The organism is Acinetobacter lwoffii, from assembly GCF_024129685.1.
Classification (GTDB): domain Bacteria; phylum Pseudomonadota; class Gammaproteobacteria; order Pseudomonadales; family Moraxellaceae; genus Acinetobacter; species Acinetobacter lwoffii_X.
This window is the reverse complement of the sequence record NZ_JAMXXL010000013.1, coordinates 56,424-81,623: the sequence shown is the minus strand read 5'-3', so window position 1 is coordinate 81,623 and position 25,200 is coordinate 56,424. Positions and strand designations below refer to the sequence as shown.

The 25,200-nt window shown below is 44.0% G+C and carries 23 protein-coding genes and 1 tRNA gene; 11 read left to right on the top strand and 13 right to left on the bottom strand.

The features are described 5' to 3' along the window. Positions 1-117: 117 nt before the first annotated feature. Positions 118-747: an arylesterase gene (locus NI464_RS08360; protein WP_005104662.1), complete on the bottom strand. Its 630-nt coding sequence runs from the start codon at positions 745-747 to the stop codon at positions 118-120. 11 nt (positions 748-758) lie between these two features. On the opposite strand from NI464_RS08360, the gene NI464_RS08355 reads away from it, so the two are divergent. Then, positions 759-1,484 carry an ABC transporter ATP-binding protein gene (locus NI464_RS08355; protein WP_253138157.1) on the top strand — a complete coding sequence of 242 codons (726 nt, stop codon included), beginning with the start codon at positions 759-761 and terminating at the stop codon, positions 1,482-1,484. Position 1,485: 1 nt separating this feature from the next. Beyond that, positions 1,486-3,978: an ABC transporter permease gene (locus tag NI464_RS08350; protein ID WP_253138156.1), complete on the top strand. Its 2,493-nt coding sequence runs from the start codon at positions 1,486-1,488 to the stop codon at positions 3,976-3,978. Positions 3,979-4,012: 34 nt separating this feature from the next. Here the strand turns inward: NI464_RS08350 and NI464_RS08345 are convergent, their stop codons facing one another. Next, positions 4,013-4,831, bottom strand: coding sequence for a rhomboid family intramembrane serine protease (locus NI464_RS08345; RefSeq protein ID WP_253138155.1), 819 nt, complete (start codon positions 4,829-4,831; stop codon positions 4,013-4,015). A 77-nt stretch (positions 4,832-4,908) separates the two neighbouring features. Here NI464_RS08345 and mtgA point away from each other — a divergent pair, with 77 nt between their 5' ends. Both mtgA and ppk1 read left to right on the top strand, forming a co-directional pair. Then, the gene (gene mtgA / locus NI464_RS08340) at positions 4,909-5,583 is read left to right on the top strand and encodes a monofunctional biosynthetic peptidoglycan transglycosylase (RefSeq protein ID WP_004279409.1); all 675 of its coding nucleotides are present in this window, start codon (positions 4,909-4,911) and stop codon (positions 5,581-5,583) included. A gap of 112 nt (positions 5,584-5,695) precedes the next feature. Beyond that, positions 5,696-7,777, top strand: coding sequence for a polyphosphate kinase 1 (gene ppk1, locus NI464_RS08335; RefSeq protein ID WP_004646270.1), 2,082 nt, complete (start codon positions 5,696-5,698; stop codon positions 7,775-7,777). A 56-nt stretch (positions 7,778-7,833) separates the two neighbouring features. Here ppk1 and NI464_RS08330 read toward each other — a convergent pair whose 3' ends face one another. The 5 genes from NI464_RS08330 to rubA all read right to left on the bottom strand — a co-directional run bounded on the left by NI464_RS08330 (position 7,834) and on the right by rubA (position 11,962). Continuing rightward, complete coding sequence (locus NI464_RS08330) at positions 7,834-8,427, bottom strand: response regulator (RefSeq protein WP_253138154.1); 594 nt, start codon at positions 8,425-8,427, stop codon at positions 7,834-7,836. 182 nt (positions 8,428-8,609) lie between these two features. Beyond that, positions 8,610-9,518 (bottom strand): LysR family transcriptional regulator OxyR, encoded by a 909-nt coding sequence (gene oxyR, locus NI464_RS08325; RefSeq protein WP_004279412.1) that lies wholly within the window; start codon positions 9,516-9,518, stop codon positions 8,610-8,612. Positions 9,519-9,531: 13 nt separating this feature from the next. Next, positions 9,532-10,470 carry an esterase EstB gene (estB, locus tag NI464_RS08320; RefSeq protein WP_004646272.1) on the bottom strand — a complete coding sequence of 313 codons (939 nt, stop codon included), beginning with the start codon at positions 10,468-10,470 and terminating at the stop codon, positions 9,532-9,534. Between the two features lie 57 nt (positions 10,471-10,527). After that, positions 10,528-11,706: a rubredoxin reductase RubB gene (gene rubB, locus NI464_RS08315; RefSeq protein WP_253138158.1), complete on the bottom strand. Its 1,179-nt coding sequence runs from the start codon at positions 11,704-11,706 to the stop codon at positions 10,528-10,530. Positions 11,707-11,797: 91 nt separating this feature from the next. Beyond that, a complete protein-coding gene (gene rubA / locus NI464_RS08310; protein WP_004646274.1) occupies positions 11,798-11,962 on the bottom strand; it encodes a rubredoxin RubA in 165 nt (54 codons plus the stop codon). A gap of 487 nt (positions 11,963-12,449) precedes the next feature. Between rubA and NI464_RS08305 the strand changes: the two genes are divergently transcribed. Further along, positions 12,450-12,992 carry an adenine phosphoribosyltransferase gene (locus NI464_RS08305; RefSeq protein ID WP_004646276.1) on the top strand — a complete coding sequence of 181 codons (543 nt, stop codon included), beginning with the start codon at positions 12,450-12,452 and terminating at the stop codon, positions 12,990-12,992. A gap of 40 nt (positions 12,993-13,032) precedes the next feature. Here NI464_RS08305 and NI464_RS08300 read toward each other — a convergent pair whose 3' ends face one another. Next, entirely contained in the window at positions 13,033-13,527 is a 495-nt protein-coding gene (locus NI464_RS08300; RefSeq protein WP_004279417.1) for a YqiA/YcfP family alpha/beta fold hydrolase, read from the bottom strand. 388 nt (positions 13,528-13,915) lie between these two features. On the opposite strand from NI464_RS08300, the gene lysS reads away from it, so the two are divergent. Next, complete coding sequence (lysS, locus tag NI464_RS08295; protein ID WP_155861861.1) at positions 13,916-15,445, top strand: lysine--tRNA ligase; 1,530 nt, start codon at positions 13,916-13,918, stop codon at positions 15,443-15,445. Positions 15,446-15,795: 350 nt separating this feature from the next. Here the strand turns inward: lysS and trpS are convergent, their stop codons facing one another. After that, positions 15,796-16,809 (bottom strand): tryptophan--tRNA ligase, encoded by a 1,014-nt coding sequence (trpS, locus tag NI464_RS08290; RefSeq protein ID WP_253138153.1) that lies wholly within the window; start codon positions 16,807-16,809, stop codon positions 15,796-15,798. 189 nt (positions 16,810-16,998) lie between these two features. Here trpS and NI464_RS08285 point away from each other — a divergent pair, with 189 nt between their 5' ends. Together NI464_RS08285 and ypfJ are read left to right on the top strand one after the other, a co-directional pair. Next, positions 16,999-17,925 (top strand): DUF808 domain-containing protein, encoded by a 927-nt coding sequence (locus NI464_RS08285; RefSeq protein WP_004646278.1) that lies wholly within the window; start codon positions 16,999-17,001, stop codon positions 17,923-17,925. A gap of 48 nt (positions 17,926-17,973) precedes the next feature. After that, positions 17,974-18,879 (top strand): KPN_02809 family neutral zinc metallopeptidase, encoded by a 906-nt coding sequence (gene ypfJ / locus NI464_RS08280; protein WP_004279421.1) that lies wholly within the window; start codon positions 17,974-17,976, stop codon positions 18,877-18,879. A gap of 37 nt (positions 18,880-18,916) precedes the next feature. Here the strand turns inward: ypfJ and NI464_RS08275 are convergent, their stop codons facing one another. Continuing rightward, positions 18,917-19,471 carry a hypothetical protein gene (locus NI464_RS08275; protein ID WP_071850583.1) on the bottom strand — a complete coding sequence of 185 codons (555 nt, stop codon included), beginning with the start codon at positions 19,469-19,471 and terminating at the stop codon, positions 18,917-18,919. A 215-nt stretch (positions 19,472-19,686) separates the two neighbouring features. Between NI464_RS08275 and NI464_RS08270 the strand changes: the two genes are divergently transcribed. Together NI464_RS08270 and NI464_RS08265 are read left to right on the top strand one after the other, a co-directional pair. After that, complete coding sequence (locus NI464_RS08270; protein WP_253138152.1) at positions 19,687-21,186, top strand: cation:proton antiporter; 1,500 nt, start codon at positions 19,687-19,689, stop codon at positions 21,184-21,186. 159 nt (positions 21,187-21,345) lie between these two features. After that, on the top strand, positions 21,346-21,687 hold the full coding sequence (locus NI464_RS08265) for an MGMT family protein (protein WP_004730272.1): 342 nt from the start codon (positions 21,346-21,348) through the stop codon (positions 21,685-21,687). A gap of 43 nt (positions 21,688-21,730) precedes the next feature. Here the strand turns inward: NI464_RS08265 and NI464_RS08260 are convergent, their stop codons facing one another. Together NI464_RS08260 and NI464_RS08255 are read right to left on the bottom strand one after the other, a co-directional pair. Beyond that, positions 21,731-22,171 (bottom strand): universal stress protein, encoded by a 441-nt coding sequence (locus NI464_RS08260; RefSeq protein WP_004279425.1) that lies wholly within the window; start codon positions 22,169-22,171, stop codon positions 21,731-21,733. A gap of 240 nt (positions 22,172-22,411) precedes the next feature. Beyond that, the gene (locus NI464_RS08255) at positions 22,412-22,816 is read right to left on the bottom strand and encodes a hypothetical protein (RefSeq protein WP_004646284.1); all 405 of its coding nucleotides are present in this window, start codon (positions 22,814-22,816) and stop codon (positions 22,412-22,414) included. 175 nt (positions 22,817-22,991) lie between these two features. On the opposite strand from NI464_RS08255, the gene NI464_RS08250 reads away from it, so the two are divergent. Continuing rightward, positions 22,992-23,068, top strand: a tRNA-Met gene (locus NI464_RS08250). 216 nt (positions 23,069-23,284) lie between these two features. Here NI464_RS08250 and NI464_RS08245 read toward each other — a convergent pair. After that, on the bottom strand, positions 23,285-24,910 hold the full coding sequence (locus NI464_RS08245; protein ID WP_253112786.1) for an NAD+ synthase: 1,626 nt from the start codon (positions 24,908-24,910) through the stop codon (positions 23,285-23,287). Positions 24,911-25,200: the final 290 nt, after the last annotated feature.

Genomic DNA, 25,200 nt, shown 5'->3' with positions numbered 1-25,200 from the left:
ATTATCAAAGTTCTGTTGCTTTAGCCTGTATATTTTTATGGCTACCTTTATAGGGTTAATTATGAACAGTAAATGTCAACAGACCCTAATTACATTCTAAAATAAGTTAAAGGCGCTTTATAAAGCGCCTTTAATGTATGGATAAGCATTATTTAACAGAATCGTCTGTGCTTTGGCATTTGGATGAATCAGATCCTTTTGCATCAGGGTTTTATTACCGGCGACACCTTGCATAAAGAAAGGCAATAATTTCACCTTATATTGCTGACTGACCACTTTATAATTATTTTCAAACGCCTTGCTATAGGCCTGCCCGTAATTAGGCGGCATCTTTATGCCAAATACAATGACCTTGGCCTTGGCTTTCTGGCTCTGCTGAATCAGGCTGGCTAAATTTTTTTGAATCATTTGCGGTGGTTGTCCACGCAAGCCATCATTGCCACCTAACTCAATCACCACAAGGTCTGGACGATGCGTCTGTAACAGTTTAGGTAGTCTGGCCAGTGCTCCGCTGGTGGTTTCACCGCTGACACTTGCATTGACCACTTTATGCTGTTTCGGATACTGTTGCTCTAAACGCTTTTGTAATAAATGTACCCAACCCTGCTGGGGCTGGATACCATAACCTGCACTTAAACTATCACCTAAAATCATAATCGTCTTTGCTGAAACCCCAAGAGGTAACAGGCACAGACTGAGCAAAAAAAAGTAAGGCAATAGCCGAGTTTTCTGATTAAGATCTTTCATATAGGACACGTATGATTCAAAGCAGCAACGATTCGACCATCATGCCACAGGCTATTATTTCTGCCCAGAAATTGACACAAAAGATACAACTTTCACAAAAACAGCTCACCATTTTTGAGGATCTTGATCTGGATATTCAGGCCGGAGAACAAGTGGCTATTACCGGTCGTTCCGGTTCCGGAAAATCCACATTACTGGGTATTCTGGCGACACTGGATCAGGCAAGTTCAGGTCAGCTTCTGGTCTGTGGCGAATCAGTGTCTAACTTGAATGAAGAACAACGTGCGCTAGTACGTTTAAGAAATATCGGATTTGTCTTTCAGTCTTTTCAGCTCTTACCGCACCTGACTGCACTTGAAAATGTAATGCTGCCACTGCGCCTGCAGCCCGGCTTTAAATATGCAGAAGCTGAGCAAAAGGCGTTGGCATTACTACATAAGGTCGGTCTGGATCGACAGGCGCAGCAAACCCCAAAAGTATTGTCCGGGGGAGAACAGCAACGTGTGGCGATTGCACGCGCACTGGTCAGTGAACCAAAAATCATTTTTGCCGATGAACCTACAGGCAATCTCGATGGTGAAACGGCCAAAGAAATTGAACAATTGCTGTTTCAACTGAACCGGGAACTGGGGACGACTTTGGTGCTGGTCACGCATGACCGCAAACTGGCGCAGCAGTGTCAGCGACATTTTGAACTGCTGAATGGCGAGCTGATTGAACATCCGAGTGGAGGATGAAATGAATCCATTATTTCGTCCCTTACTGACGCAAAGCTTTAAAACCACCGGAATTTATCTGCTGATTATTGCCTTAACGCTGGCGATCAGTGCGACTACTGCACTCAAGTTTAGTAACGAGCAGATCCAAAATGCAGTCGCCTTGCAGGCAGCAGAAATGCTGGCCGGTGATCTAGTGCTTTCAGATAATGAGCCTTTGCCGGAGCAGTGGCGCGATCAGGCCAAGCAGCTGGATTTAAAGCAGTCAGAAGTCACTTTCTTTAGCAGTATGGCCTATACCGATGCGCAGTTTGTCATGGTCAATGTCAAAGCCATTGATCAGGCTTTTCCTTTGCGTGGCGAACTGCGGGTGCAACCGGCAAAAAAGTCGATTCAATCTGGTGAAATCTGGCTCAGTCCACGAGCCATGGATTTGCTCAAAGTCAAATTGGGGGATCAGCTCAATATTGCCGATGCGGCGTTTAAAGTCACCGCCAAGATTGAACAGGACTCCAATCAGGAACTTGGATTTTCCGGATTTTCACCAACGGTGATTATTTCCCAAGCAGATGTGGCACGAACCAATGCCATTCAGGTGGGGAGTCGGATTGAATATCGCTTACTCATGGCTGGCCGTCCAGACGATACCCAACAATATGAAGCCTTATTCAAGCAGCAGGTCAAGTCAGCAAACGGCTCGGCTGAAACGCCAGCGGAAGTACAAGGACAGGAGTTTGAGGAGCAAAGCAGTCTCAGGTTACGCAATGCCAGTGAAGGCAATACCCGCTTGATGAAGCCGATTGCCAATCTGGACACTTTCCTGCAACTGGCCAATATTCTGACCATTCTATTATGCGGGATTGCCATAGCCTTAACCGCGCAGCGTTATGTGCAGCAGAATCAGGATCATATTGCCTTAATGCGTTGTATTGGCGCCACCAAGCAGCAGATTCTATCGGCTTATCTGGCTTTACTCGGGATGGTACTGTTAATTGCCATGCTGATTGGTACCGTGGTCGGGATCAGTCTGGGTTATGGCCTGTTACAGTTGATGTTGCAGCTGATTCCGAATTTGCAGATTGAGTTTTCCGCTATCGCAATGTTGCTCGGCCCATTGCCGGTCGCGATGCTGACCAGTGCTGTAGTGTTACTCGGTTTTGTGATGCCAAGCTTATTGCAACTGCTGAATACGCCACCGATTCGGGTCATTCGCCAGCAGGAAAAATCAGTACAATCCATGCTGTGGATGCTGCTGACCGGAACGCTCAGCCTGATTATCTTTAGTGTGATTTTGACTGAAAACTTGCTGCTGACCGCCTGGGTGATTGGCGCGATTATTGTGTTATGTGCAGTGCTGTATCTGACGGTATGGGGGATGTTGAAACTGCTGCGGAATATGAAGTTGAATCTGTCAGCCTATGTACGCACACCTTCTCAGACTGCTTTGCAGATTACGGCTTTAGCCTTGGGCTTGAGCCTGATTACAGTATTGGCAGTCTTGCGTACCGATCTGCTAGATCGTTGGCAGCAAAAGTTACCGGAAGGTACGCCGAACCAGTTTGTTTATGGCTTACCGCCTTTTGATATGCCGGATCTCAAAGCCCAACTTGAGCAGAATGGCTGGAAAAGCACACCGCTATATCCAAATGTCCGTGGGCGTCTGGTCGCCAAAAATGATCAGCCTTTTGCCGAGGAACTGGTGAAAAGCAGCAATACCTTAAGACGTGAACTGAATCTGACCCAGTCAAATAGCTATCCACAAGATAATGTGATTGTCAGTGGTGACGCGGTATTAAAACAAGTCGGCACCGTATCGGTCGAAGCCAATACTGCGGAAGAGCTAGGGATCAAGATCGGAGATAAACTCAGTTTCAGTCTGCCAGAAGGGATACTGGAAGCTAAAGTCGTTAATCTAAGAACCGTCGAATGGGAAAGTTTTAGCCCGAATTTCTTCTTTATCTTTGCACCGAATAGCATGGATGCCAATGCCGGCAGTTATCTGGGCAGTTTTTATGTCCCGGAAACAGATAAAGGCAAACTGGTCCCTGTGATCCAGCAATTTTCCAACACGGTCTTTATTGATGTCAGCCTGATTCTGGAAGAGATCAAACGCATTGTGAATGTGCTGGTGCAAATCGTGACGATTCTGGCGGTACTGGTCAGCATTTCCGGTTTTCTGGTGCTGATGGCCTGTCTGAACCTGTTGATGGATGAACGCAAACGTGAAGTGGCTTTGCTACGATCATTCGGTAGTTCCAAGCAGAAACTGAAAACCATGATGAGTCTGGAAATTGGTTTTATTGGGCTGTTTGCCGGAATAGTTTCCTGCCTGTTTGCCGAAGTGATCAGTGCGATTGCCAGTTATAAAATGGATTTAATGATTCAGCCGCATTGGGAAATCTGGATTATCCTGCCGATCTTTATGACCTCTTTATGTGCGCTGATTGGCCGTTATCGCCTGAGTTATCTGTCAGAGATTCCACCCTTACAAAGCTTGCGTGAGATGAATCAATAAGATTCATCTCCGTGATTTTTAAACTGGCTGAGAGTTAAAGTTTTAGTTGCTGTTGCATCATTTCCAGAATCTCTTGCCACAGTGGGCGAATGGGTTCGAGTAAGGCCAAGTTATGTTGATAAAGCAGCACACAAAGGCCGAACCCGACAATCAAGGCAATCAGATTGAACAGGTGGCTACGCTGCATTTTTTGCCCGATGTACCAGAGCAAGGTGAGAAAAGCCCCCATCAGCATGCCGCCAATATGTGCGGCATTGTTGATTCCACTGATCATAAAGCCCAGCGTGAGGTTTAGACCCATCACCATCACCAGGGTTTTTTTATCCAGAATAAAACGTTGCTGTGGCAGCATTGGCAATAAAGCCAGCACCGTGAGTGAAGCACCGAGTCCCATCACGGCACCAGATGCGCCGGCACTGACCGCAGGCAATAAATCGGGATTGGCCACACCGCCTTCGATCAGGCTATAGCTGTCCTGAATGTTCATATAGCCACTGAGCAGGCTGCCCATTAATCCGGCACACACATACAGGCCAATAAAATACATCCGGCCAAACAGCTGTTCGGCAACACTACCAAAAATATACAAGGCCCACATATTCAACATCAGGTGAATCAGGCCAAAATGAAAAAACATGCTGCTAAACAAGCGCATGGGTTCCGCTAAATAGGTTAAAGGTGCATAATCGGCACCCCAGAGAATAGCGTCTCGGGTACTCGGCTGGCTAACATCCATGCCATGCATGGCTTGCCAGCCAAATAATCCAACATTGATCCCGATTAAAATGGCGGTGATCCACCAGAGATGCATTTCAAGTTTGTGATGTTCGACAGGGGGAGAGTATTCAGACATGCTATTTTTTTGCTGTGATTGTATATTTCGAATAAGCTTAACACGAAAAATTAAATTTTCAGGAGTAACGCACTGACATGAAAGCCTTTCTGATCCGCACGATGCTCGTCATCGTCAGTGTGATTCTGCTGGTTCAATTGTGGATCTTTGCCAGTCTGGCCTGGTGGCGAACCAATCCGGTGAACACCACCATGATGATGCGGATTGATTACTGGACAGAACCTTCCAAAGCGATTCAGCATCAGTGGCGTCCCTATGACGAAATCAGCCTGAATCTGAAACGTGCCATCGTCACTGCGGAAGATGGAAAATTTATTCATCACCATGGTTTTGACTGGGACGGAATTCAAACTGCGCTGAATAAAAACAGAAATCAGGGCCGTGTAGTGGCCGGTGGTTCGACAATCTCCCAGCAATTGGCGAAAAACCTGTTCCTCGTCAACAAGCGTTCCTTTGTGCGTAAAGGTCAGGAAGCAGTCGCAACCTGGATGATGGAACGCATGTGGTCGAAAGAACGGATTCTGGAAGTCTATTTAAACTCGATCGAGTTCGGGGACAATATTTACGGCGTTGAAGCGGCGGCCAAGCATTATTTTGGTAAAACCGCGCAAAGTCTGACCCGGGATCAAGCCATCTTTCTCGCGGCCATTCTCACCAATCCGAAATACTTTCAGGATCATCGCAATTCCTCTGCATTAAATGCGCGTAAACGGATGATTCAGCGCTATATGCGCTATGCAGAATTACCTTAATTGATGATTTGAAGAGAAAGCCCAATTATTTGGGCTTTTTTTTATGAAATTGTCATCAATTTGAAGCATACTTGGAGCGATAAGCACAATTTTAAATCCGCATAGGTTTGATATGAATACGGCAGCCAGCACAACTTCAGCACAGCCCGAATATACATATAATGATCGTTATATTAATCGTGAACTGTCTATCCTAGACTTCCATTTACGCGTTCTGGAACAGGCTGTCGATCCTTTACATCCATTGCTCGAACGCATGAATTTTCTGTTGATTTTCTCGCGTAATCTGGACGAATTTTTTGAAATCCGGGTCGCCGGGATGATGGAACAGCTGGATCTGGACAATGAAAGTCGGAGTCCGGATGGCTTGACTCCAAAGCAGGTTTTAGAACAGATTTCTAAAACGGCACATGCCGCCATTGAACGTCAATACCGTATTTTAAATGAAGAAATTTTGCCAAAACTGCGTGAGGAAGATATTTGCTTCTTGCGCCGTGGTGAATTGACCCCAGCTCAATCTGCCTGGGTGAAAAAATATTTTCAGGAGCAGGTGGCTCCCGTCCTCACGCCGATCAGCCTAGACCCAGCGCATCCATTCCCGCGGCTGGTGAATAAATCACTGAACTTTATTGTCACGCTGGAAGGGAAAGATGCTTTTGGCCGTCAGATTGATCTGGCTGTGGTACCTGCACCGCGTTCTCTGCCACGCGTGGTACGTTTACCGGATGAACTGACCGATGGAAAAGAACATCATGTAATGCTGTCGGCGATTATTCATGAGCATGTTTCTGACCTGTTCCCGGGGATGACAGCGACTGGCTGTTATCAGTTCCGTGTCACCCGAAATGCCGATTTGGCCTTGAATGAAGATGTGGAAGATCTGGCCAAGGCACTCAAAGGTGAACTCAGTTCACGCCGGTTTGGTCGTGCGGTACGTCTGGAAGTAACGGAAAACTGCCCACAGCATATTTATGAATATCTGCTGAATGAATTTGATCTGGACGACGAGCAGCTTTATAAAGTTGCTGGCCCGGTCAATCTGGCACGTTTACTATCTAATTTTAAACGTCCGCATTTACGTTATGACTCGCATACTCCCATCATTCCTAAAGTACTGAAAAAATCTGAAAATATTTTTAGTGCGATGCAGAAACAGGATATTTTGCTACATCATCCCTTTGAATCTTTTGCGCCGGTCATTTCATTATTACGTGAAGCGGCACGCGATCCACAAGTACTGGCGATCAAGCAGACCTTGTACCGTAGTGGACCAGATTCTGAAATTGTCCAAGTGTTGGCAGAGGCTGCCCGCAATGGCAAGGAAGTGACCGCAGTCATTGAATTACGTGCGCGTTTTGATGAAGAATCCAATATTGCGGTGGCCAATGTCCTCCAAGAAGCGGGTGCGGTCGTGGTCTACGGCATTGTCGGTTACAAGACTCACGCCAAGATGATTCTGGTGGTGCGCCGGGAAAATAACAAACTGGTGCGCTATGTGCATCTGGGCACCGGTAATTATCATGCCGGCAATGCGCGAATCTATACCGATTACGGCCTGTTAACGACGGATAAAGATCTGTGTGAAGATGTGCATCGTATTTTTCAGGAACTGACCGGTATGGGGAAAATGGCCAAGCTGAAAAAGCTGCTGCATGCGCCGTTTACCTTACATGCCCAGTTACTGAACTATATTGATAATGAAATTGCCTATGCTCAGGCAGGGAAACCGGCGCAGATTATTGTCAAAGTCAATGCGCTGACCGAAATGCAGTTGATTAACAAACTCTATGAAGCTTCTCAGGCCGGGGTACAAATTGACCTGATTATTCGCTCAATTTGCAGTTTGCGTCCGGGGTTGCCGGGGCTGTCAGAAAATATCCGGGTGCGTTCAATTGTCGGACGTTTCCTGGAACATACCCGCGTGTATTATTTCAGCAATAATGGCAATTCACGTATTTACTGCTCAAGTGCAGACTGGATGGATCGTAACCTGTTTAATCGGGTCGAAGCCTGTTTCCCGGTCGAAGATGAAGCTTTGAAAAAACGCATCTATCAACAGGGTCTGTTGAATTACCTGAAAGACAACCAGCAATCCTGGTTATTGCAAGGTGATGGCACCTGGCTGCGGGCACAGCCAAAAGAAGGTGACAAACCGCATAATGCACAACGTATTCTGTTAGAGCTGTTTAAATAAGTTTAAGCATTTAAAGAGGCTGAATATTCAGCCTCTTTTTATTCCGAAGATAGAATTTAACTGTTCAAGCTGAGTTGAACCAGTTTTCGATAGATATGTTTGACCCGACTATACATCTGATAGTCCTTCATCTGGAGCTGGTTTTGTCGTTCGGCTTGCGATTGATGTTGACTCAATACTTTTAATAACTGCAATTCAGCGAGGTTAAGACAGGTTTTGGCAATGGGCTGGTGCAGGATATAGTCTGCCAGTTCAGTATGAATGTAGGCTCCGCCGCGTAAGACAATTTTTAGACTCTCAGCGAACTGCGGTAATGAATCATGATGCTGCATATAGCTATCTGCTCCGGATAATAAAGCAGAATAGATCGTTGCTATGGCATCCGTATTGAATATGGTAATAACAGGCGGGTACGGGTTTTGCTGTTTCAGCTGACGGATCAAACTGATCTCTGAAGTTGTTGCTGCATGATAAAGAATCAGATTGGGCAGATGTTCAGTAATCATGGACTGTGCAGACAGTATATTGTCCGCATACAGCAGCATATCTGGCTGATAGCCCAGTTGCAGTAGCACGGTTTGGATTTTTGACAGGTCGAGTCCAGTCGGTGAACGAATCACTAAAACCGGTGCAGGCAAAAGGCTAGCCAATAAAACGCGATCCTGTAGATGCGATAGAGAGCTATACTGTGAATCAGGCAGATGCAAATGCCTATCCCAAAGAATAGTGATTTAGCTGAAATGTAGAGATTCTAAGTTTCTAGGCGGACTGGATGCATTCAATTCAAGATATAAAAAAGGAGCAACATGTGCTCCTTTTTATTATCTATAGATCAGGCAGCATCGTGCTGAGTGATTTTCTGGAAAATCTGTAATAGCACATCAAACTCGCTTTGCAGCGGTGTGCTTTTACGGGTTACCAATGCCAGGGTACGACTTGGGGCTGAATCGATCGCTTTTACCTGAATCTCAGGATTGCCTTTAATCATATTGGTATGGATCGCAATTTCAGGCAGCAGGGTAAAGCCCAGATTTGCAGACACCATTTCGATTAAAGTCGGCAGTGAGCTGGCTTTTAAACGGTGATCATTTTTACGCTCACCAATCGGGCAGGCACTCAAGGCATGATCACGCAGGCAATGACCTTCTTCAAGTAACATCAGGCGAGACAGATCCAGATCTTCTAAAGAGTTTGCTTGTGCAGCATGCTGATCAGATTTTTGGTAAACCAGATACAGATTCTCTTTGGCAATTTCAGCAACTTTCAGACCACGGGTGTCGAAAGGCAATGCCAAAGCCACCATATCCAGGTTGCCATGTTCCAGCTTTTCTACAATCTTTTCACTTTGCGCTTCATGCAGATGCAACTGGATTTTTGGTAATTGCTTATGCACTTCATCCAGCAGCTGGGACAATAGGAAAGGTGCAATTGTTGGAATGACGCCGAGATGTAGATCACCGGTTAAAGGTTCACTCATCTCACGACTTAAACGCATTAGGTCCTGAGCATCGGCCAGTAGAACACGTGCGCGTGCAACCACTTGTTCACCAAGAGGCGTTAAACGAACATTCTGGCGGTCGCGTTCAACAAGTACGCCACCGAGTAAACGCTCCAGCTCCATGATGCCGCCAGACAAGGTTGACTGGGTGACAAAGGAGCGGCGAGCAGCTTCTGTAAAGTGTAGCGTCTCTGACAGTGTTACGAGGTATGACAGCTGTCTTAGGGATGGTAATGCAGCCATAGTGTCCTAATGTTTATGATTTAAAATGATCAGCAAATAATTCGCTAAGATATGGAATAAAATGCGGTGGGATATCATGCCCCATTCCATCAATTAATTCAAATTTAGCCCCTGAAATTGCTTTCGCAACGGCCTTGCCATGGCTAGGAGGCAGCAATCGATCTCGAGAACCATGGACTACCAGGGTTTCTTGTTTGATTTGCTTGTCCAGTTGCAGCAATGAGCCTGTACATAATATTGCTAAAAACTGTTGAAGTACACCAGCAGGATAGTAACTTCGCTTATATAATTTACGGGCGGTCTGTACCGCTTCCAGATGATTGACATAACCTGGCGAGCCGATGATCTTAAACAGTTTCAAACTATGATCAACAATGCCATCTTCATCTGTTGAAGCCGGTTTGTCAATCAAACTAAAGAGTTGCTTAGGGAAGGGCGGTGGCAACATCGGCTGGTTATTGCTGGTAAACAGTAAGCCCAGTTTTTTGACTTTGTCCGGATAACGCGCGGCCAGAATCTGGGCAATCATACCGCCCATCGAAGCACCCAGCACATAGACCTGTTCCAGCTGCATTTTTTCAATCAGCAGACTGACATCTTCGGCCATATCATATAGATCATAAGGTGCACCCTGATTACCCAGACCCAGCACAAAACGGCTCATCATTTTCAGGGTATTCAGGCGTGGACCTTTGTGATGGACTTTTGAAGACAGACCAATATCACGATTATCAAAACGGATGATGTGATAGCCATTGTCTATCAGTGACTTGCAGAAAAAGTCAGGCCAGTACAGCATTTGCCCACCCAGACCCATAATCAGCAAAATGGTGGGATGTTCCGGATTTCCGCCAACCTCGACATGTAGCTGGATCCCATTACCAAGATCAACCTTGGTTTCATGCATAAACGAGGTATATGGGGAAAGATTAAACTGTGCTGCGCTGTACATAGTCGCTGTCCTAATTAAAGGATATTTCGTTTAAAAAATATCCTTGCTATTAAACCTCTAAACCGCAGCAGGAATCAAGTCAGGAACCTGCTTGGTCAAGGCCAGACGCTGTTTGGCTGCAGTGGCGCCCAAAAGCACGAAACCGCGTAAGGTGCCGTTAGCATCGAACGCTTTAGCCAGCATGCCATCGTCAAACTCTTCAGTTTCCCAGGTGACATCAACATCAACCGGTGCAGGCAATACCGTTAAAGGAGCAGCAGGCGTTTTAACTGCCACTGGCATAGCCGGATAATGCACGGCAGTATGTTCACCATTTAAGGTTTTTGCCAAAGCGCGGGCTTGTTGCATGATCGGCATAACATAAGGCAATAAAGTTCCATTGACCTCGGCACAGTCGCCCACAGCATAAATATCGACCTGGTTGGTTTCCAGTTGTGCCGTGGTTAACACTCCGCGACTGGTATGTACGTCTGCCTGTTTCGCCAAAGAAATATTCGGCTGTAAGCCCACCGCAGATAACACTACATCAGCGACCAAAGACTGACCGTTGGCCAGCGTGACCAGATAATCACCATTGCCCGCACGAGAGACTTTTTCGACCGTTGTGCCCAAGACAAAGTGAATGCCGGTTTCTTCAAGATTCTTCTGGAATGCAGTAGCAACATGTTCTGGCAATAAGCGGCCAAGTGGCTGAGGGGCTAAATCAATGACTGTAACCTGATGATCGGTATTTTGTAGGTCGTTGGCAAATTCACAGCCAATCAGGCCTGCACCTAAAATTACTACACGTTTGTCTTCACGTGCTGCCAGATTGTTACGGAAAGCTTTATAGTCACTCAAATTGTTGACGACATGAATGTCATCGCTGGCATCACCGGCAATCGCCAGACGTACCGGATTGGCACCGATGGCTAATACCAGTTTGCTATAATTTTGCGTACTTTCCTGACCATCTTTTTCCAGAACCAGCTGATGATCTTCCGGATGAATGGCTTTGACCCAGGTATGCTGTTCAATGCGCATATTCAGCTGTGCTGACATTTTAGCCGCATCGCCTAGTGGAATTTGTTCAGGCGATTTATTGCCAGCCAAAGCATTGGAGAGCGTCGGTTTGGCGTAATTGACCGCATCATCCGCACAGATCATCAGCAATTCATGTTCTGGATTGAGTTTACGAAATTCACGTGCTACGGCATAACCCGCCATACCTGAACCAATAATGACGATAGGATGCATAGTTGTTTCCATATGGTAGAGCTCCATGCTGTATAAATGATTGAAAGGCATAAAAAAAGACCATATGGATATGGCCTTTAACTGGACGTGATTAGACTTCGATCATTTCGAAATCAATTTTAGACACGCCGCAATCTGGACAGGTCCAGTCATCTGGGATATCTTCCCATTTGGTGCCTGCTACGATCCCGTCTTGAGGCCAACCTTCTGCCTCGTCATAAATCCATCCACATACGATGCATTGAAACTTTCTCATGTAACTCTCCAAAACTGAGCAACTGTAGGCGTCAGCTTAAAATCCATAAAAGGCAAGACTCTAAAAGAATATGACTTTTTAACAGTGAACATATTTGGCTAAATTTTTACGCAGTTCTATTCATAAAGTAAAGTGAATAAAAGCTTAATCAGCGAAATTAGCAGCAGAATAGACGACACATTCCTCATTTATCTAAAAATCACGCCAATCAGCTTTTCTGGCGTAGGCGGTTAAAGGATAAAAAGCTGACGATGGCAAAAATGAGTGTTTATCTTGTGGGATAGACCAAAGTCGTGCAGTAAAAACTTGAGTTTTTAGGTAATTTAAAATCAGTAAAGTCCGGATTAAATATTTTTAAAATAAATCAATATAATAAAATCAATATCTTGTAATTAAACGTCGGGTTTTTATTAGGCAGCTTGGCTTGTCCGCTCTACTCAAATAGGTTTAAAATTCCCATATTCCTTTTCTTTTTTTAAGATCTCCCATGAGCAATTTGTCTACTTCTTTGTGGTCTCACATTCGTACGGTCCAAGATTTTCCAAAACCAGGAATTTGCTTCTTTGATTTGACCCCACTTTTCATGAGCAATATTGGTCCTTTGACTGACGCTTTGATTGCCAGCATTCCTGCTGACAAACTGGCAGAAGTAGAAAGCTTTATTGCGGTCGAAGCGCGTGGTTTTGTGTTGGCAAGCTTGTTGGCACAACGTACAGGCAAAGGCTTATTGTTGGTGCGTAAAGCAGGCAAATTGCCACCTCCAGTGGTCGGTGTGGGTTATAGCCTGGAATATGGTATGGATCGTTTAGAAATGTCTGCGGAAGTTCAGTCCCAGAAAGTAATTATTGTGGATGATGTTCTGGCAACTGGCGGAACCTTAAAAGCAGTGAATGAACTGGCTCAAAAATGTCAACATGAAGTACTTGGCGCAAGTATCTTCCTTGATCTTCCTGACCTGCATGCTGAATTAGGCCTGGATATCTGGTCAGTGCTGGATGACAAATCTCAGCCTGAAGCGGCAGTTGCTTAAGTTATACATTTAAAAAAAGCCCCAAAATTGTGGGGCTTTTTTATTGCCTGATAAAATGATCTTCGATTTCCTGAATCAGTGTATTAATTTGCTCAGGATGTTCCAGACGATGATGGCCGCCATCAACTGCCTGAATTTGCATATAGTCTTCAAGTTGTGTCTGAACCGCATGCATATCCAGAATTTCATCGCCCAGCTCCAGATAGGCAAACTGAGGAATATCATGCTGTAAATCGTGATGCCCAATCGGCGGATAATCATCGCGGAAGTTAGGCTGCAAAATGGGATTGGCCACTACACATGGAATTTGATACGCTTGTGACATTTTCAGTGCCCAATAACCGCCAAGACTGTGGCCGACCAGAATATCCGGTTTGATGGTTTCAATCATCTCATGATAAAACTCGGTGACCGAACTATAACTCAGATTTCGATAATCGACATCGATACAGTATTTATGTACCACATCAATGGCATGGAACTTGGTGGATTCTCTGGAGGAATCTAAGCCATGTAAAAACAAAATCTTAGACATAGTTCATTACTCATTTTTATGGGACATGCCATATTGGTTATTTGTTGATTGGCATATCATCTTCAATCTGAGCGTCATTGTAGAACGTCTGGGTGTACAAGGCAGTTAGCTATTGGTCTAAGCCACAATTTTGCAGTGCAATGATTTTGTATAACCCCTGTCTGATTTAAACTTTAATCCCAACTGAGAGCAGCGGGGTGCTGCAAAAGGTTGAAGAAAGGGAATTTAAAAGAGTGACAGAAGGGCTCAACCGAATGGTGTAAATAGCAGGATAGTGGATTTTTCCAAAGAAAAGCCGGTTCCTGAGAGTGTTTGCGCTACGATTTGAGAAGGATTTCTGCTATTCTATGCAACTTCTATTTTTTAACTAATCTTATTCGAGGCAGAGATGACGCAAACTAACGCTCAATCGACTTCTGAACAAATCATTTCCGAAAACGATTTAATTGCACAGCGTCATGCCAAGTTAAAGCAAATCGAAGCTCAGGCACAAGAAACAGGTAAGAGCCCATGGCCGAATACCTTTAAGCGTGAGCATTATGCCCAAGATTTACAAGACCAGTTCGCTGATAAATCTAAAGAAGAAATTGAAGCAGGCGAAAAGGTCTACGTCAAAGTTGCCGGTCGAGTGATGTTGAACCGTGGTTCATTTATTGTGATCCAGGACATGACAGGTCGTATCCAGCTATATGTGGCGCGTAAAGAACTCGCTGAAGATGTCCTGGCTACCATTAAAGGTCTGGACCTTGGCGATATCATCGCAGTCGAAGGTTATATCGGTCGTTCAGGTAAAGGCGATTTGTATGTACACATCGAACATTTTGAATTACTGACCAAATCATTACGTCCGCTTCCAGACAAGTTCCATGGTTTGAACGATACTGAAGTAAAGTATCGTAAACGTTATCTTGATCTGATCGTTAACGAAGAAACACGTAAAACTTTTGAAATTCGTGCCAAAGTTGTGGCGGGTATCCGTGCCTTCCTGACTGAAAAGCGCTATATGGAAGTTGAAACGCCAATGATGCATGTGATTCCAGGCGGTGCATCGGCACGTCCTTTCGAAACACATCATAATGCACTGGACATGTCGCTGTTCTTGCGTATTGCGCCAGAGCTTTACTTAAAGCGTTTGGTGGTCGGCGGTTTTGAACGTGTGTTTGAAATTAACCGTAACTTCCGTAACGAAGGTGTTTCTACCCGTCACAACCCTGAATTCACCATGATCGAATTCTATCAGGCTTATGCAGATTACAAAGACTTGATGGAATTGACCGAGCAAATGCTGGAGCGTCTGGCGATTGATATCTTGGGTACCACTGATGTGCCTTATGGCGATGAAGTGTATAGCTTCAAAGGGCCATTCAAGAAAATTTCAATGTTCGATGCAATTCTGGAAAATAACCCGCAATTTACCCCTGAAAATGTCAATGACCGTGAGTTCCTGGCAAAATTCCTTCAGGAAGAATTGAAAGAGCCGGTGAAACCAGGTTTTGGTCTGGGCAAACTGCAAACCATGGTATTTGAAGAAACCGTAGAAACCAAATTGCGTCAGCCGACGTTCATTACAGAATATCCAGCGGAAACTTCTCCATTGGCACGCCGTAATGATCACAATCCACACATTACCGACCGTTTTGAATTCTTCATCGGTGGCCGTGAGTTGGCCAATGGCTTCTCGGAGTTAAATGATCCAATCGATCAGGCTGAGCGTTTCCAGGCACAGGTTGCTGAAAAAGATGCTGGTGATGATGAAGCCATGCACTACGATGCAGACTTTGTAGAAGCATTGGAATACGGTCTTCCTCCAACTGCAGGTGAGGGTATTGGTATTGATCGTCTGGTGATGATCTTTGCCAATGCAGCAAGTATCCGCGATGTGATCTTGTTCCCGCATATGCGTCATAAAAATGCTTAAATGCTGAATTCAAAATAACCCGCTCTGGCGGGTTTTTTTATACTTGAAATAAAATAGATTCAAAAATTAAAGACAAAAAAAACGCAATGATTGGGGTTGTCACTGCGTAGAAAAAGGAATGTCTTTCAAACTACTTCATTAACTGTGGAGAGAGTTAAATCTGATTCCTTACTGAATACAATCATAATAGGATGCATTCTCATATGACTCATCAGTATTCATGTTAATACATGTTAAATAAGGTTAAAACTATGAAGATTATGTGGGGATATTTGCATCATTTTTGCGCAATTTTAGCTTAAACAAAAAAGCTCTTCATCAGAAGAGCTTTTAAGAGCAATTTTTTCTAATTAAAAATGGAATACACCGAGGCCAGATTTAACTTCATCCAGTGTCGCCTGGGTAATATCGCGACATTTATCCGTACCGGTTTTCAGGATATCCATGATGTAATCGGGATCTTTAGCCAGTTCAATACGACGCTCACGAATTGGGCCGATCAATTCTTTTAAAATACTTTCCAGACGTTTTTTCGCTGTACCATCGCCTAAACCACCACGACGATAATGGGCTTTGAGCTCTTCCAGCTCTTCTTTATTTGGGTCAAAGGCATCTAGATAAGTAAATACCACATTGCCTTCGACCTGACCTGGATCTTCAATACGCAGATGATTCGGATCGGTATACATTGCATTGACGGCTTTCTTAATATCTTTATCTGTCGCATCCAGCACAATGGTATTGCCCAAAGATTTCGACATTTTTGCTTTACCATCAAAACCAGGTAGGCGACCAACATTGGAAAGAAGTGCCTTACATTCTGGTAGCAGGTCATGACCAATTTGACGGTTTAAACGACGCACGATTTCGTTGGTCTGTTCGATCATTGGAATTTGATCTTCACCCACAGGAACAACCGTTGCCTTAAATGCTGTAATGTCAGCAGCTTGAGCCACCGGGTAGCACAAGAAGCCGGCTGGAATATCACGCTCAAAACCACGCATCTGGATTTCAGATTTAATGGTCGGGTTACGCTCAAGACGTGAAACAGTCACAAAGTTGAGATATAGCATGGTCAGTTCATTTAAGGCAGGTAAGCATGACTGAACACAAATTGTGGTTTTAGTTGGATCAATACCGACAGCCAGATAATCCGTCGCCACTTCAATAATGTTACGACGTACTTTTTCAAAATTGTCCGCATTATCAGTTAGGGCTTGAGCATCGGCGAGTAACAAGTGTTGATGGTGAGAATCTTGCAGACCTACACGAGAGCGTAATGAACCCACAAAGTGGCCGAGGTGGAGTTGTCCGGTAGGACGGTCGCCCGTCAAGATCACTGGACGATTATCTTGATTACTCATTATCTATTCCAAAGGGTAGTCAGTACTACAGCTGTATTTTAACGAATGGCAACATTGTACGGCATTCTGTTTTTGATTGTCAGCCAGAAAAAAAGCTGTCGTAAAAAAATCTTATAAATTAAACAAGTGAATACAATATTTTTAAGAATTTTGATTAAACTATCTGGAAAGAAGATAAGGATAATAAGTATGGCGAGCAGTTTATTACTATTATTAGATGATATTGCTACTGTTCTGGATGATGTCGCTGTCATGAGCAAAATGGCAGCAAAAAAAACAGCAGGCGTCCTTGGTGATGATCTGGCTTTAAATGCGCAGCAAGTGACAGGTGTGCGGGCTGATCGTGAATTACCGGTGGTCTGGAAAGTTGCCAAAGGTTCTTTTGTTAATAAACTGATTTTGGTGCCGCTGGCATTATTAATCAGCTTTATTGCAGGCTGGCTGATTAATCCCTTGTTGGTGCTGGGTGGTTTGTTCCTATGTTATGAAGGCGTGGAAAAAATTATTCATACCTTGCATACACCGAAGGCCAAGGACGCGGAACAGGCGCGTGAGCAATTGATTCATACAGAAATGGATTTGCACCAGTTTGAAAATGAAAAAGTCAAAGGTGCTATTCGCACTGACTTTATCCTGTCTGCTGAAATTATCGTGATTACTTTGGGAACGGTCGCCGCAGCCTCGATGCTGACCAAAGTGACTGTTTTAAGCCTGATCGCGGTGGTGATGACCATTGGTGTTTATGGTTTTGTTGCGCTGATTGTCAAACTGGATGATATCGGTCTGCATCTGACTGAACAGCAGTCCGATTTTAAACAAAAAATAGGACGTGGCTTGTTGGCATTTGCCCCGATCTTAATGAAAATTCTCTCCATTGTTGGGACCGCTGCGATGTTTCTGGTGGGCGGTGGAATTATTAACCATGCTATTCCTTTTATTCATCACTTTACTGAAGACAGTGTGGCCTATGTGCAGGATATTCCTAGCATCGGTAATATTGTCGGTGCCGTGACGCCGACCTTGATTAATTTCGCAGTAGGAATTTTAGCGGGTCTGCTGGTGATGCTGGTCATCAGCCTGATTAAGAAAATCTGGCCTAAATCATCAAAAGCTTAAGGTGTGGAAATATCTGGATATTGAGCAGATTAAGAAAAGGAAAAGACTATGCGTTGGAAAGGTCGTCGTGTCAGTAGCAATGTAGAAGACCGTCGCGGTGGTGGTGCCAAAGCTGGCGGAATCAGTATTGTTGGGTTGATTGTAGCCTTTGTGGCCTGGAAGTTTTTTGGTGTCGATCCACAGCAGGCTTATCAAACCACCAAGCAGGTCACTCAGGGTGTATCGGGTGCAGCAGAAACACGTGGCCTGGAAAATCCCACGCCAGAACAGCAGGAGTCGATTGATTTTGTCGGCACCGTATTGGCAGATACTGAAGATACCTGGAATCAGGTGTTTCAGCAGCAGTTAAATCAGCAGTATGTCCCACCGAAACTGGTGTTGTTTAACGGCATCGTGAATTCTGGTTGTGGTACTGCTCAGGCGGCGATGGGGCCTTTCTACTGCCCGACAGACCAGAAAGTGTATATCGATACTGCATTCTTTAAAGATATGCGTACCCAAATGGGCATTACCGGAGAACAGAATGCCACCGAACTTTCCCGCAATGATCAGGCGGGGGATTTTGCGCTGGCCTATGTCGTGGCCCATGAAGTGGGGCATCATATCCAGACGATTTTAGGTATTTCTTCTCAAGTACAGCAAGCACGTCAGCAAGCAAGCGAAGTGCAAAGTAATCAGCTTTCAGTGCGTCAAGAATTGCAGGCAGACTGTCTGGCCGGCGTTTGGGCTTACCATAATCATGAACGTACCCAATTTCTGGAACAGGGTGATGTGCAGGAAGCGATGGATGCCGCCCATAAAATTGGCGATGATTATTTACAGAAACGTGCTCGCGGGCAGGTGGTGCCGGACAGCTTTACCCATGGCAGCAGCGCGCAGCGGGTACAATGGTTTAACACCGGCTTGAAATCCGGTCAAGTTGCGAATTGTGATACCTTTAATCAAAATATTTAAATGACTTCGATAAAAAAAGGAGCAGATGCTCCTTTTTTTATTTATGCAGAAAACGCCGGAAGTTTCTTAATATCTTGATACTGACAAATAATGCAGCCAAAGCAAACAGTGCAATTGCAAAGACTGTATATTTGAGGTTGCTCATGTCATTTTGATAAAACTGCTGAATTTCTTGTTTGTTATATTCTAAAGCAGTTGCTTTGCCGGTTCGGCTATCTCTGAACTGGATTTTTTCAATATAGAACAGATTTCCCGCTTTGATTAAGTCAACAGTCTGGATTTGACGGGTATGCGATTGATTGTCTTCATCGCTACATAAAGCGCTGTAATGTTCACAGTTGATTTTGGCCACATAACCATTTCCTGCAATCAGAATAAAAATTGCATTGTCTGGTCGCTGGTTATTGGACACCAATACATACTGTTCGCCGGCTGTACTTTTTAAGGGAATGCTGGTGGCTTGCTGATAATGCTGTTCTGCTTGCAGAATTTCCTGAATTTTAGCAAAGCAGGTAAAACATAAGGACAACGTGATCAGAAAAATCACGCTGGCAAAACAGAGACGAAAAATGGTTTTGACAGTTTGATGCATGGGAGAAAAATTCAAAATAGAAAAATGTGGAAGCAAAAGCCGAGTGCTGACCTGTATGTTAAATCATCATTCGAAAATACTGAAAAGAAACTTAACTCAATTCGATAAAAAACGGACTAAACTTGTTTTGCCAGAATAGCTTGCTATTCAAATCTCTATTTTAACAACGCCTCTCGGCGCATAGTGCTCCATCTCGCCCGATTTTAGGAAACCGAATGGGAAATTTCTTTTTTCTTCAGCTACTCACAGTCGTATTTGCCCTGTCCATTGCTACGACGATGTTTAATAAGCGTGTTTTGGGTTTTCCGCAAGCGATTGGTGTCCCTATTGTCTCGGCAATCTTTGTTTTCATTTTGCAGTGGGGCGCCAGTTTACTGCATGGCAATCCATTCTTTAGCATCAATATTGACAATATCGAGCAGGCTGTTCGTCACGTCGATTTCTATGATTTTCTGATCAATGGTGTGATCTGTTTTATCCTGACCTCATCTGCGCTGAAGTTTAAGGTCTCAGATTTGCGTAACCACTGGCGGCCGATCAGTATTTTGGCTGGTCTGGCTTTGGTGTTCTGTGCAGTGTTCTTTGGTGTGGTGTTGTATGGTTATCAGTTCCTGATTGGTAAACATGTTGACCTGCTGGTTTTGCTCTTGCTAGGGGCGGCCTTGGGCGCCACAGATCCGATCGGCATCAAAGGCGTATTGAGTTCGGTTCGCGCACCGCATCATTTGATTGTCAAGCTTGAAGGCGAATCACTGTTTAATGATGCAATGTGTATTGCCTTATTTATGACCTTGCTCAATGTTCTGCAAGGTGAAAACTTTACGGTACTGGCAGTGCTGCAAACCTTGCTTTATGAAATTGTCGTGGCGGTGCTGATTGGTTTCGGATTCGGTTTTGCGATCTTGCGGATTTTGCGCGGTAAGCATGAAATGGAATCTCTGATTTTGACCACGGCCTTGCTGGCTTGTGGTTCCTATCTGGTGGCTTTGCTGGCACATGCTTCCGCGCCAATTGCCTGTGTGATTGGTGGTTTGATTGTTGGCAATAAATGGAAAGAAATCCTGGCAGATGCTGAAATTGGTGACGTTAATCATTTCTGGCATACGGTTGAGGGAATTATCAATTCATTCCTGTTTACCCTGATTGGTCTAGAATTGTTTATTCTGGACTTGAGTACCAGTCTGGTTCTGGGCGGAATGGTGGCTTTTGTGATTCTACATCTGGCCCGTTTTGCAGCCAACTATCTGGCCTTTGCTATGTTCCCAAAAGTCAGCAAGAAAAGCTATAACGGTAGTTTGACCATCCTGTCTTGGGGCGGGGTACGTGGCGGGATTTCTTTGGCTTTAATTCTGGCGGTCGCCAATATTCCTCAGCTGGAAGCGTATAGCAGTATTCTGGTGGGTTATACCTTTATTGTGGTGTTATTGTCCGGTGTGGTATGTGGCTTGGGCTTACCTGCGGTGATGAATGCCTTTTACTATAATCCCAATGAAGAAACTGAGAGCTTTAAAGGCTGGTATCAACGCATGTGTCATAAAATGAATCGTAAGGGTTTTCGCTATATTGTCGGGGAAGATGCCAAAGGAAATGAGACCATCACTATCTTTCAGCCAGAGATTCTGATTGATCAGAAAGATGCAGATGGAGTCGCCACGGTGCATCATCCAGATAAGGTTCAGGAAGTAAAACGCTTAGAAAATCCGGATAATTTCTAAAGATAAAACTTAGAAGATCAAGAGACTGTTAGATTGGTTTTTATAGTGAGATGAGAGCTTGAATCAGCGTATTTCATCAGGCTTAATCACTCTCCTATAGCTTTTTTACTGGGGGTGGATTGTGATTTTTGATTTAAATAAGCTATTAATGAGATGAAAATGACCCAGACAAGTTCAGCCAGTCAGGAAATGGCAGAAATGATTTTGGCTGTGGTCAATCAGATTCCGTATGCCAAAGTCGCCACCTACGGACAGATTGCTAGACTGGCAGGTTTACCCAAACATGCGCGATTGGTCGGACGGGTATTAAGTCATCTAGATTCGGACACTGATATTCCTTGGTATCGGGTGATCAATGCCCAGGCGAAAATCAGTGTGAAGCAACTGGACGAACATGGCCAGAATATCCAGCAGCAAAAACTCATGCAGGAAGGAATTTTTCTTAAAGGTGATCGCTTGGATTTAAAACGCTATCAATGGGATGGTCTGGTCAAGATATAAAAGAAATCCCCACTTGGTGAAAAGTGGGGATTTTAAACATAACTTAGTTGCGAATCACCATTACTGGGATATCCGCTTGGCCGAGAATGCTTTGCGCTACGCTGCCAAGGAACAGCTTTTTGAAGCCCGTGCGACCATGGGAACCAATCACGATCAGGTCAGAATTTAAATCTTTAGCTGCTTTGACAATCTCGCTATAAATTACCTGACCCTCAAGGAGCTGTGTATCCACTTCAACACCGGCACCAGAGAATTTTGCTTTGGCTTCATCCAGCGTTTTCAGGATGGAAGTACGGGCACGTTCAATCAGGTCATTGGTTTGTGCCGCAGAGATATATTCCGCAGCGATATAAGGGTCCAGTGCCAGCACTTGAACCACTGTGACTTTACTGTTAAATGCTTTGGCAATTTCTACAGCTTTATCCACTGCAGCATACGATGTTTCTGAACCGTCAACAGGTACTAAAATATGTTCAAAAGGCATTAGAATTCTCCTGAGGGGAATTTAGAGTTATAAAATTATGACGCGTTAAACCGGGTACGAATAGTTGTTTATACTTTGATCATAGCCTGTATTGTATAAAAATAAAACCAAGTAAATACATAGGTATAATGTCTAATAGATTAAAAAATGAAGCACCTGTTTAGAGCTATTTAATTGGGTGATTTATTTAGCCTAAGTTAATAATTTATATGTAATTAATGTGATAGCCTAAGACAGTGATTAATCACATCGAATAGAGGTCGGGTCTAATTTTATTTGCGGTGACAGCTGTTCATAGCGATTTAAAATTGTTTGAGCTTCACCTGCATAAATTTTTTGCTGTAGCTGCCGGATTTTATGTTCTGTCACATGTAAACGCGCACAATGTAATGCAATCTGATTTTCCCGGGTTACCGCCAGTCGTTGGCTCTGATCATATTCCGGATAGCGCTCGATTTTCTGCTGTGCTCTGCTGAGTTGTGCCAAAGACCTTTTCTGCTGCATGCTCATCAGTTGCTGCTGATTAATCCACTGTGCCACATCACGTCTGACGCCATTATAATCTACGAAAATAGGCGAGATGGTCTGGCAGGCACTCAGACTTGAAAGGCCAATGAGTAAAATAAATATTTTGATTTTATACATCTAATGATTCCTCGAAGAATTAAATGGTGCTATGAATGCGTGAATTACATACTAAAAAACCCTTTTTTGTTTAAAATTTAAAAGTTTATTCCGTATTTGCATAAAGACTGAACATTTGTGTTTTAAAATGCTTGACGATAGAAGCTGAAATTACGATAATGCGCACACAGTTTACGGCTATGTAGCTCAGTTGGTTAGAGCACCGCACTCATAATGCGGGGGTCACAAGTTCAAGTCTCGTCATAGCCACCATTTTAAAAGACCAAGCTCTCAGCTTGGTCTCTTTTTTTGTCTTTTAAAAAGTACTGCAAACTATAAAAAATATTTGAAGCATCCACTAATTTTTTCAGATTTCTCAAAACATCATTTTTCCTTAATGTTGAGTCTGATCTTCATTTTACTGTCGCATAAAAAAATCGCCCAAGCATTCACTTGGACGATTCTGATTTACATCATTGAGAGCAGAATTTAGCTACCTGCTTTCCATCCATTGACGATTGGATAACGACGCTCACGACCATAAGAACGTGAACTGATACGTGGTCCAATGGCACCTTGGCGGCGCTTGTACTCATTGATATCAACCAGACGAATCACTTTTTTCACGACTTCAGCATCAAAGCCTTTGGCAATGATATCGTCTTGACTCATATCTTCTTCAATATAAGAGTACAAGATCGCATCTAGAATGTCATAGGCAGGTAAAGAGTCTTGATCGACCTGATCTGGACGCAGTTCTGCTGAAGGTGGACGGGTAATCACACGTTCCGGAATCACTGGAGTTTCTGAAATGCTGTTACGATATTTCGCCAGTTCAAATACAATGGTTTTATACACATCTTTCAGAACTGCATAACCACCGACCATATCGCCATACAGGGTGCAATAACCGACAGCTAGTTCAGACTTATTACCGGTTGCCAGCACCAGATTACCGAATTTGTTAGACAGGGCCATCAATAAGGTGCCCCGTGAACGTGCTTGCAGGTTTTCCTCGGTAGCATCGACTGGAGCGTTGCCAAAGAACGGGAATAGCACCTGCATAAAGCCGCTTACCACTGGATTGATTTCGGCAATACCGAAAGTCACGCCCATATTTTTGGCTTGAGCCGCTGCATCTTCCACACTGATTTGTGCGGTATAGGTATAAGGCATCATCACAGCTTGAACTTTGTCTGCGCCAAGCGCATCTACAGCAATCGCTAGGGTCAGGGCAGAGTCAATGCCGCCAGACAGTCCCAGAATCACACCTGGGAAGCCAGAACGCTGTACATAATCACGTGTGGCCATGACCAGGCTTTGATAAATCTCAGCCATGGTGTCTAAAGCAGGTGCAATTGCACCTTTGCTGAATTGCAGTTGTTCAGCATTAAATTCTGCAATTGCCAGATTTTCCTGGAAAGTTGGTGCCTGTAAAGCCACCTCGCCAGATTTGTTGAGCACAAAACTGGTACCGTCAAAGATCAGATCATCCTGACCACCGACCTGGTTACAGTACACCAGATTGATATTTAGCTGTTTGACCAAGGCCGCCATGGTTTCAATGCGATGTTGTGGTTTACCCACTTCATATGGCGATGCATTCAGTACCAAAGCTGTGTCGATATTCAATTTTGCCAGTTGCTGAACAGTCGCCAAAGACCAGACATCTTCACAGATCAGTACGCCAAATTTATGTTCAAGATACTCAAATACCAGATGCTGATGACCTTCGCCAAAATAACGTTTTTCATCAAATACACCATAGTTTGGCAACACTTGTTTGTTATAAACACCCAGCACTTCGCCATCTTTCATGACAGCAGCCGAGTTATAACGCTGACCATCTTCAGTTTGATTAACAAAACCAAAGACCATCACAATATCTTTTACTTCAGTCAGTTTTTCAAAAGCTGCTTTGGTGCGTTTCACCAAGCTCGGGCGAATTAATAAGTCTTCTGCAGGATAGCCCAGCGTTGAAAGTTCAGGAAAGATAATCAGATCTGCTTTATCTTTTTTAGCCTGATTGGCCAGATCAATCATTTTTTGCGTATTTGCATCCAGATTGCCCACATGTGGAGAGAATTGAGCAATCGCAATTTTAAAACTTTTCATTCCAAGTAAATCCTATTCCTATAGGTTGATACACTAAATTACTGATTTTTATAATTCTAATTATTCAGTTGAGTGCACTTCGATATTCATAAAATGCCAAATGGCTTAAATAAAAAAACTTTTTATCGCATGATCATTGAATCTTAATGTGCGATGCAAAATAATCATACCGGCTTATTTTATCGAAATTTTATCGATAAGCTAGAGCTGATTTAGCAGAACAGGCATTGAGTGAAAAAGTTATAATATAAAATTAGAAAATATGCTGATTTTTTATGCATCTAGGCTTA

What these genes read in the sequence shown, in the direction of transcription:
- NI464_RS08360 (WP_005104662.1), bottom strand. Translation starts at nt 747, where the DNA reads ATGAAAGATCTTAATCAGAAAACTCGGCTATTGCCTTACTTTTTTTTG.
- NI464_RS08355 (WP_253138157.1), top strand. Translation starts at nt 759, where the DNA reads ATGATTCAAAGCAGCAACGATTCGACCATCATGCCACAGGCTATTATT.
- NI464_RS08350 (WP_253138156.1), top strand. Translation starts at nt 1,486, where the DNA reads ATGAATCCATTATTTCGTCCCTTACTGACGCAAAGCTTTAAAACCACC.
- NI464_RS08345 (WP_253138155.1), bottom strand. Translation starts at nt 4,831, where the DNA reads ATGTCTGAATACTCTCCCCCTGTCGAACATCACAAACTTGAAATGCAT.
- mtgA (WP_004279409.1), top strand. Translation starts at nt 4,909, where the DNA reads ATGAAAGCCTTTCTGATCCGCACGATGCTCGTCATCGTCAGTGTGATT.
- ppk1 (WP_004646270.1), top strand. Translation starts at nt 5,696, where the DNA reads ATGAATACGGCAGCCAGCACAACTTCAGCACAGCCCGAATATACATAT.
- oxyR (WP_004279412.1), bottom strand. Translation starts at nt 9,518, where the DNA reads ATGGCTGCATTACCATCCCTAAGACAGCTGTCATACCTCGTAACACTG.
- estB (WP_004646272.1), bottom strand. Translation starts at nt 10,470, where the DNA reads ATGTACAGCGCAGCACAGTTTAATCTTTCCCCATATACCTCGTTTATG.
- rubB (WP_253138158.1), bottom strand. Translation starts at nt 11,706, where the DNA reads ATGCATCCTATCGTCATTATTGGTTCAGGTATGGCGGGTTATGCCGTA.
- rubA (WP_004646274.1), bottom strand. Translation starts at nt 11,962, where the DNA reads ATGAGAAAGTTTCAATGCATCGTATGTGGATGGATTTATGACGAGGCA.
- NI464_RS08305 (WP_004646276.1), top strand. Translation starts at nt 12,450, where the DNA reads ATGAGCAATTTGTCTACTTCTTTGTGGTCTCACATTCGTACGGTCCAA.
- NI464_RS08300 (WP_004279417.1), bottom strand. Translation starts at nt 13,527, where the DNA reads ATGTCTAAGATTTTGTTTTTACATGGCTTAGATTCCTCCAGAGAATCC.
- lysS (WP_155861861.1), top strand. Translation starts at nt 13,916, where the DNA reads ATGACGCAAACTAACGCTCAATCGACTTCTGAACAAATCATTTCCGAA.
- trpS (WP_253138153.1), bottom strand. Translation starts at nt 16,809, where the DNA reads ATGAGTAATCAAGATAATCGTCCAGTGATCTTGACGGGCGACCGTCCT.
- NI464_RS08285 (WP_004646278.1), top strand. Translation starts at nt 16,999, where the DNA reads ATGGCGAGCAGTTTATTACTATTATTAGATGATATTGCTACTGTTCTG.
- ypfJ (WP_004279421.1), top strand. Translation starts at nt 17,974, where the DNA reads ATGCGTTGGAAAGGTCGTCGTGTCAGTAGCAATGTAGAAGACCGTCGC.
- NI464_RS08275 (WP_071850583.1), bottom strand. Translation starts at nt 19,471, where the DNA reads ATGCATCAAACTGTCAAAACCATTTTTCGTCTCTGTTTTGCCAGCGTG.
- NI464_RS08270 (WP_253138152.1), top strand. Translation starts at nt 19,687, where the DNA reads ATGGGAAATTTCTTTTTTCTTCAGCTACTCACAGTCGTATTTGCCCTG.
- NI464_RS08265 (WP_004730272.1), top strand. Translation starts at nt 21,346, where the DNA reads ATGACCCAGACAAGTTCAGCCAGTCAGGAAATGGCAGAAATGATTTTG.
- NI464_RS08260 (WP_004279425.1), bottom strand. Translation starts at nt 22,171, where the DNA reads ATGCCTTTTGAACATATTTTAGTACCTGTTGACGGTTCAGAAACATCG.
- NI464_RS08255 (WP_004646284.1), bottom strand. Translation starts at nt 22,816, where the DNA reads ATGTATAAAATCAAAATATTTATTTTACTCATTGGCCTTTCAAGTCTG.
- NI464_RS08245 (WP_253112786.1), bottom strand. Translation starts at nt 24,910, where the DNA reads ATGAAAAGTTTTAAAATTGCGATTGCTCAATTCTCTCCACATGTGGGC.